Source organism: Psychrobacter sp. FME6, from assembly GCF_014861365.1.
Taxonomy (GTDB): Bacteria; Pseudomonadota; Gammaproteobacteria; order Pseudomonadales; family Moraxellaceae; genus Psychrobacter.
Genome location: NZ_RRYW01000033.1, coordinates 23,502 through 31,202 on the forward strand (window position 1 = coordinate 23,502; position 7,701 = coordinate 31,202).

The 7,701-nt window shown below is 36.6% G+C and carries 5 protein-coding genes; all 5 read left to right on the forward strand.

Features of this window, described 5'->3' with window-relative positions; translation table 11 throughout:
• Positions 1-128 precede the first annotated feature (128 nt).
• Positions 129-944 carry a TnsA endonuclease N-terminal domain-containing protein gene (locus EI162_RS06715; protein ID WP_192523610.1) on the forward strand — a complete coding sequence of 272 codons (816 nt, stop codon included), beginning with the start codon at positions 129-131 and terminating at the stop codon, positions 942-944.
• On the forward strand, positions 928-3,027 hold the full coding sequence (locus EI162_RS06720) for a Mu transposase C-terminal domain-containing protein (protein WP_192523611.1): 2,100 nt from the start codon (positions 928-930) through the stop codon (positions 3,025-3,027). The genes EI162_RS06715 and EI162_RS06720 overlap by 17 nt, the downstream gene beginning before the upstream one ends.
• A gap of 19 nt (positions 3,028-3,046) precedes the next feature.
• Positions 3,047-4,723 carry an AAA family ATPase gene (locus EI162_RS06725; protein ID WP_192523612.1) on the forward strand — a complete coding sequence of 559 codons (1,677 nt, stop codon included), beginning with the start codon at positions 3,047-3,049 and terminating at the stop codon, positions 4,721-4,723.
• A gap of 1 nt (position 4,724) precedes the next feature.
• Positions 4,725-6,272: a TnsD family Tn7-like transposition protein gene (locus tag EI162_RS06730; protein ID WP_192523613.1), complete on the forward strand. Its 1,548-nt coding sequence runs from the start codon at positions 4,725-4,727 to the stop codon at positions 6,270-6,272.
• On the forward strand, positions 6,269-7,701 hold a 1,433-nt coding region (locus tag EI162_RS06735; RefSeq protein WP_192523614.1), incomplete at its 3' end, for a Tn7-like element transposition protein TnsE. The genes EI162_RS06730 and EI162_RS06735, both read left to right, overlap by 4 nt.

Genomic DNA, 7,701 nt, shown 5'->3' on the forward strand with positions numbered 1-7,701 from the left:
AGTAATGTGCGCGAGTAATAAAGTATCATACTGAGTAATAAAGTATCATACTGAGTAATAAAGTATCATACTATTGATTATGACGTTTACCCCTGCTATTGTTAAATCAATATTAGCAGGGGTTTTTTATGCTCTCAAAAAAACAAGAAAAATGGCTTAAAGAAGGTAGAGGTCAAGGTGAGCTCGCCGACTATAAGCCTTGGATAAAAATCTCTGACATATCTTCATCAGGTCGCTCTCATAGAGTTTTCGGTCATAAAACAAAACGAACTCATCATTTACTCTCAGACTTAGAACTAGCTACATTTTTGTTTCTTGAATGGAGCCCCACAGTTCTTGATATTAGAGAGCAATTTCCTCTCAATTACGACGATACCCTTATCATTGCAGAAGAAAAGCAAGTTAAGCATCCGAGCGTTAGAGGCGATATACACATAATGACATCAGACTTTTATGTAGTCAGTTCCAATGAAAACTATAGCCAATTCGTATTACAAGCTAAGTACTCAAAAGATTTAGATGATATTCGAACTATAGAAAAGCTGGAAATTGAACGTCATTACTGGCAATCCAAAGGTATACCTTGGCAAATAATTACTGAGAAAGATATTCCTATGGATATCCAAAATAACATTAAGTGGCTATACCCAGAGTCAAATAGTGAAATTACTTTTAATATTGAAGAAAAGTTAGCCTTTTACGTTGCTCAGTTCAGTAAAGCTCCTTCAAAGACCCTTATAAACTTATGTCAAGATATTGATAGCGCTTACTTTGGTGAATTAGGAGCTTCTTTAAACGAGGTTAGGAAACTATTAGCACTTAGATTTTTTACCTTTGATATTCTTATTAGTTTCAAACAATTGAAGTGTAGTGATATTCATATCACCAATGTTAACGACTGGAGTTTAATAACTGAGGAGATTCGTTATGTTTCGAATCAATGATGTATATAGCAATCAAGGGGAAAAATATAGAATATTAAGTCTTTTGTCTGAGCAGATCGTATGGATTGAGACCGATGAAGGGTCTGCGTTACCTGAGTTAATCTCTTTTAAAGAGTTAACTAATCTTATAGAAGAAAACGTTTGCTATTTAGTTGATGACCCTTATCAAAATTTGATTTTACAAAATCCTGAAGATGGTAGTACCGCTCAGTTAAAACGTGATAGCAATTATGAGCTTATAAAACCTATAGTCAGCCATGATTTATATTACCTTCCAGCGGAGCGCGCAAACCTCATAAATGAAATTATTCGATCAAATAAAAGTACCAAACAAACTTTATATCGTTTACTACGACGCTATTGGCAGAGAGGACAAACTCCTAATACATTACTACCAAGCTATAAAAATTCGGGTGCAAAGGGCAAAAAACGTACTACAAAAAATACAAAACTGGGTAGACCAAGAGTTTATAAAGAAGGCTCTGGTGCAATAATAAATAGTGAAATCGAGAGGTTATTCTCGATCACTATCAATAGATATTTGCTAAATGATAAACAATATACAATCCTGTATGCTTATAGACAGTTTAAAACCATATATCGTGCTTTAAACCCTGATACTAAAGAAGAAGAATTTCCTAGCATTTGGCAGTTTAAGTATTTTTATCATAGAGAATTCACTTCTGTTCAAAAACTTAAAGCCAGACATAACAAAATAAGTTATAACAAAGATATTAGACAGCTGAGCTCCACTGTCAACACTCAAGTGCTTGGACCTGGCTCACGCTATGAGGTAGACGCCACAATCGCAGATATTTATCTGCTATCTGATTCAGACAGACAGAGTATCGTAGGTCGTCCAGTGATCTATTTTGTTGCTGACGTATTCAGTCGCATGATTACGGGTTTCTATATTGGCTTTGAAAACCCCTCATATGCTACTAGCATACAAGCTTTAAAAATGGCAGTTACTGATAAACAAGAGTATTGTGAGCAATACGGAATTAATATCACTGCAGATGACTGGCCATGTATAGGGCTACCTGACGCAATTCTCGCAGATCGTGGAGAACTACTCGGCCATCAAATTGAAACCTTAGAAAAGAGTTTTTCTGTTCGAATAGAAAATACGCCACCTTATCGTGGAGATTTAAAACCTGTTGTTGAACGCTACTTCAAAACCATGCAAGCAAAGTTTAAAACGTTTGCACCAGGAGTTGTCACAGGCGTGAAAGAAAAAAAGAAAGGCGGAAGAGACTATCGTTTAGATGCTAGTTTAACAATCTCAGACTTCACTAAAATCATGATTAACTCTATTTTAATGCATAACAATACCCATCAATTAAGACATTATGATAGAGATAGTGATATGCCATCAGACTTACCAGCAGTTCCTCTGCAACTGTGGAATTGGGGGCTACAACATCGAACAGGCAAGCTACGCTCTGTGTCAGAGAAGTCTCTACACATTGCATTATTACCTAGAAAAAAAGGCACTTTGTCAGATTTAGGTATTAAGCTTTTTGGTAATTACTATATTTGTGCAGAAATAAGAGAACAGGGTTGGCTCCACCGAAAAAACGCAGTTAATAGGCCTAAATCGCTAGTGGTTGCTTACGACCCCATTGATGCAAATACACTCTATGTATTTTATGAAAAAGATAGCCTGAAGTATTGGCAAGCTCATTTATCTGATCGGTCTAGAGAGTTTAGATACTGTAGCTTTTGGGAAGTTTGGCAGATTCAGCAAGAACAGAAAAAGACATTTGCAACACAAGAAACTAAAAGTAGTTTAGCTTTAGAAGAGCTTGAGCGAGAAAATGAGAAGATTATACAAAAAGCCATAAAGTCTAAGCCCAAAACATTTCAAACTAAGACTGCCCAGTTAGCCAATATTAACGATAATAGAAGACAAGCTAAAGATGAAGAGCGGCAAAGCAGACAAAAGAACAAAGCTCGGACAGGTAAGATAATTCAATTGCCAAAAACAATAACAAAAGAACAGAATAAAAGCCAATTAAGTGATGAAGAACTGGCACTAAAATATCCTATCTATCATAACATTTTATCTGATGATGACTAATGGCAAGTGATTGAGGCTAATGATGATTAATGCTGTCTACAGAAAAAGCTTTGGCTCCTATAAAGGTAATCCATTTATTGAAGCATTGCCTGCAGTTTTAGAGCCAAGACAAGTTGCAGAGAAAATACAAGGTGCCATAGATTTTACGTCTTATGATACTCAGGCATCAGCATCAGTACGAGCTCATTTGATATCACAAATGATGGAACAGTTTTTTTATCCTATTAATCGTCATATTGATCTTGAAAAGAAACTATCAATAATGATTCGTGAGGGATATGTAGGGCGCAACCCTAAAGATGGATCACTAAATACTCGTCTTCAGAATGGTTATGAAAGATTAATGTCGGGCGAAGATGATTCATTTAGGTTTCCAACCATAACCTCTACAGCCCGCAGTCTAGCTTTTATAGGTTGCTCAGGTAGTGGCAAAACCACCACTCTCAATAAAATCCTATCGCTCTACCCTCAAGTGATTTATCATCCCGAATTAAATTTTACTCAAATAGTTTATCTAAGGGTAGACTGCCCTCATGATGGCTCACTCAAAAGTTTGTGTCTGCATTTTTTTAGGGCAATCGATCAGGCACTAGATGCCAATTATGAAAAAAAATATGCTCTAAAACGTCATGGTATTGAAACATTGCTGAATTTGATGCGACAAATCTCTAACCATCACGCTATCGGAATATTAGTGATTGATGAGATTCAGCATCTGAGTATCAATAAATCAGGGGGCGCTGAAAAAATGCTCAATTTTTTTGTCACTCTCGTAAATACTGTCGGACTTCCAGTTGTTATGGTGGGAACTCCTAAAGCAAGATTTATTTTCGAAGCTGATCTACGTTCTGCTCGCCGTGGTGCAGGATTTGGTTCAGTTTTTTGGGAACAAATGAAGCAGGAACCTGATATAAAGTTAGGTGATGGAAAAACAATGCGGTCAGAATGGAATCAATTTACCGATAAATTATGGAGACTTCAATGGCTTAAAAAGTCAGATGTCATTTTATCTAATCGGGTTCGAGAGCGTTGGTACGACCTATCTCAGGGTATTCTAGATATTGCTGTTAAAATATTTGTTTTAGCTCAGTTACGAGCTATAGATCATGGCATAGAACGCATTACCGCCCCTTTACTGCAAGCAACGTATGATGAAGACCTTAGACCTATTCATCCTATGATTGACGCCCTACGGTCTGGACGAGCTGATAAAATTGCTCAGTTCTCGGACTTAGTTATTCCTGATATCGACAAAAAGCTCCTAACGCTTCAATCACAATTACAGCAAAGAAGGGCTGAGTTTGATGAGTTTTCTGAGTATCAGGGACATGAGATGAGTATCAGATTACACCGCATGTTAGTTGATATTGGTCAGGAATCTCCCCTATTAGTGCCTACGGTCAAAAAGGTCATTCAAAAGCTACCGAATGCGTCTATGTCGGATTTGATCGTTGTAGTTCTAGAATGGTTGAAAGATGAAAAGCTTGATGAGTCCATTTCAACGAAAAAAATAAAACCCCGTAGATCGAAAGCTAAAGCTAGTCTTCTGAAACAAAAAGACTGGCATACCTTGGACAATGAAGATTTACGCTTTCAGTTCAGCCAAAAGAACAAAGAAGAGATGTTGTATGATCATTTAAAAACGTCCACTAATCTTATTTTTGATATAAATGATTGGCTACCTAGAGTAAGTTGACGTGCTAAATTTTCCCATCCCTTACCCTGATGAACTTATCTATAGCACAGTAGCTCGCTCAAAAGTAAGATCAGGAATCACCAGCCCAAAACAACTGCTCGATGATGTTTTTGGAGATAGAAAGGTAGTAGCAACTGTTGATATACCGTGCCATTTATCTAAAATCACTAAACACTACCCTACCGGTCTATATGATGTTAATACATTAGCCTATAAACATACTTTGTTCCCCTTGTACGCCCCTTTTATTCCTGAAGAGCGCAGACAGAAATGTATGCATTGGATGGGTGAGCAGTCTCAAGGAGCTATTCATCTTGCCATTGGTAAAAATGCTTCGCGATTACCGCCGATTAAATTTTTAAGGTTTTGCCCTGGATGTTTTGATGAACAACTGGCTAATCATGGAGAGTGGTACTGGTCAAGACTATGGCAAATTCAAGGATTAACTTGTTGCCTAAAACATGGAACGTTATTAAATTCTTCTCATGAGTATAGATCAATATCTCGCCACGACTTTATTGCTCCTGATCCGCACAATTGCAAACCTAATATTCAAATATCGTCTAGTGTAGATGATATATTCATTGCAGAAAAGATAAATGAGCTTTTTCATTTGCCGAGCCAGACTTCACCTAGCTATGTGCAATGGAGTGATTTTTATAAAAAGCTTGCTTTAGACAGTGGCTGTCTTAGAGGTTCAAAGCATATCTATTATGACCAAATTGTTGATAAAATAAAAAACAGATGGTCTGATAGTTTACTTGAACAATATAGTCTAAATCACTTAGGAACAGAGACAAGTTGGCTTCATGGCATATTCCGTAAGCACAGGAAATCATTCAGCTACTTAGAACATATTATTGTTATTGAAGCTCTAATAAGTAATGATTGGTCATTCCCAGAAATAATAAGGTTAGTAAAATCTCAAAAACCTGAAAAGACTAAAATTGAAATTGAAGCAACATTGCCTGAGCATATTGATTCCACCACCCTCCTATCTAAGCGTGATCTTTGGATACAACTCCTAAGAGAACAAAAAAGTATAAAAAGTGCTCGTGCGGTTAATCGAGCACTTTATGCGTGGTTATATCGTAATGATAAAGCATGGTTGATGCATACTAATAAAAAGAATCATAAGTACCATATTCCTGAAGGAACAAAAATCAACTGGAATCAGCGTGATATTAAAATAGTACGGTTGTTAGTTGAAAAAAATAAAGCAATAATTTGGGACATGTATACACCACGTAGATCAAAAAAATGGTGGGTGCAGCAAACCAACTCCATTGCTACAGTCGAAAAAAATTTAGATAAACTACCACTCGTAGCGGCTTTCTTGGGCCGGTATAGTGAAGATGTGAGCGACTATCAGATTAGACGTGTAAGTCGTGTACTGATCAAAAGTATTGGTAAAAAAGAAGTTCTTTCACGTTGGGTAGTATTACGACAAGCAAAGTTAAGCGAGCAGAGAATGACATCTTTGACTGATAGATTTTTAGAGGTGGCTAATAATATTACTGTCAAGGAAATAGCTAAGGTAAGTTTATGAAAATTAGGAGTTTTCCGAAAAATGTGCAGATAAGATACATTGGTAAAATTTTTAAGCACAATCACTTGAAGTCGTGGAATCTAGAATTATGCGTAAGAGACGGTGAAACAAATCTTCTAAAACATACTAGGCTATCGAACTTACCAGCTCTCGCAAAAAGAAGGTATATAAATCCTAATGATGGTCAGGCCCGTAAAGGCGGCTATTCAATGAACCTAGATGGTATATCGACTTCAAGCTGGCAAAAAGGTTTCGACTCAGAAAGTGGTGGTAACACCTTTATATTCGACTATCACAGTCATCATTCTTCTAGTATTAAAGTTCATATACCTCAAATAGAAATTGCGAGAATTCTATTTTTTCATAATGCTTATCTCGCTCGAAACTGTGTTGATAACGGTATATTAAGCCGAGAGTTCTGGATTAAAAAAAAAGCAGATAACTCCATACTAATAAATATACTCCCTACTTGTACTCTGCCAATGAAAACCTTCGATAGTGAAGGCGCGCGACGCTTATTAGCATGGGTTTTATTAGATGATAACGCTCGTATTTCATACGAGAGTATTGCTAGATTATATAATGCAGAAGTCCTAAACAAAGATGGTAGCAAAACCTGGATTTTTCATTTTCAACCACCTCAACTTGATAACCTAACACTAGAGACTAGGGGTTGGTTTGATGATAAAACTAATAATTATTACGTCCATGAGATTATAGGTATTAGTAACATTCAATCCTCTTTATCTGAAAAAGTGTATTTTTATAGCGATAAGTTCAAGGTCGGTGCACAACCAGGCAATAAAGGCGGTAGTGCGGGAAGACCTGATCTTACTGAGAGTGATTCTATTGACGACCAACATGATGCAAACATTGATACTAAAGTAAAAAAATTAGATATTCCAAAAACCTCTTTTAGTTTTATAAGCCCTATTGAGACTCGGAAAATCGCGAAAAGAAGGTCCAAAGGAAGAGTTAACACAGATATTGATTCTAATGATGAGTTTGTAGTGTTAGATCTAAGTACTGATGAGGCTACAATCGACGGTACAGCTTGCCAAGCTAACTTTTCGGGCCTAGATGACCAAAGTGATGAACTGCAGCTGTATATGCAAAGATTTGAAGCTTTTAAGATGCTTATCGAGAGACTATCTGAGGAAAAGGAAATTTACTATGATGAAAACTTACATTTTTTACCAGCTGTTGGTCGATCGAGATTACATAGAACGACAGACGGTAATAATCGATCTTTGCTTGAACTACAACTAAAGACCAAAACAGCTTATTTTATCATTTTAGAAATCGATATGAATGATACTGATAGAATGCTGTCAACACTAATAATTAAAGTAAAAGATTTTGAACGATGGGATCTGACCCCTGCCGTCAAATCCGTAGAACCAAACTTGGGAGATTTTAATTACGCAGC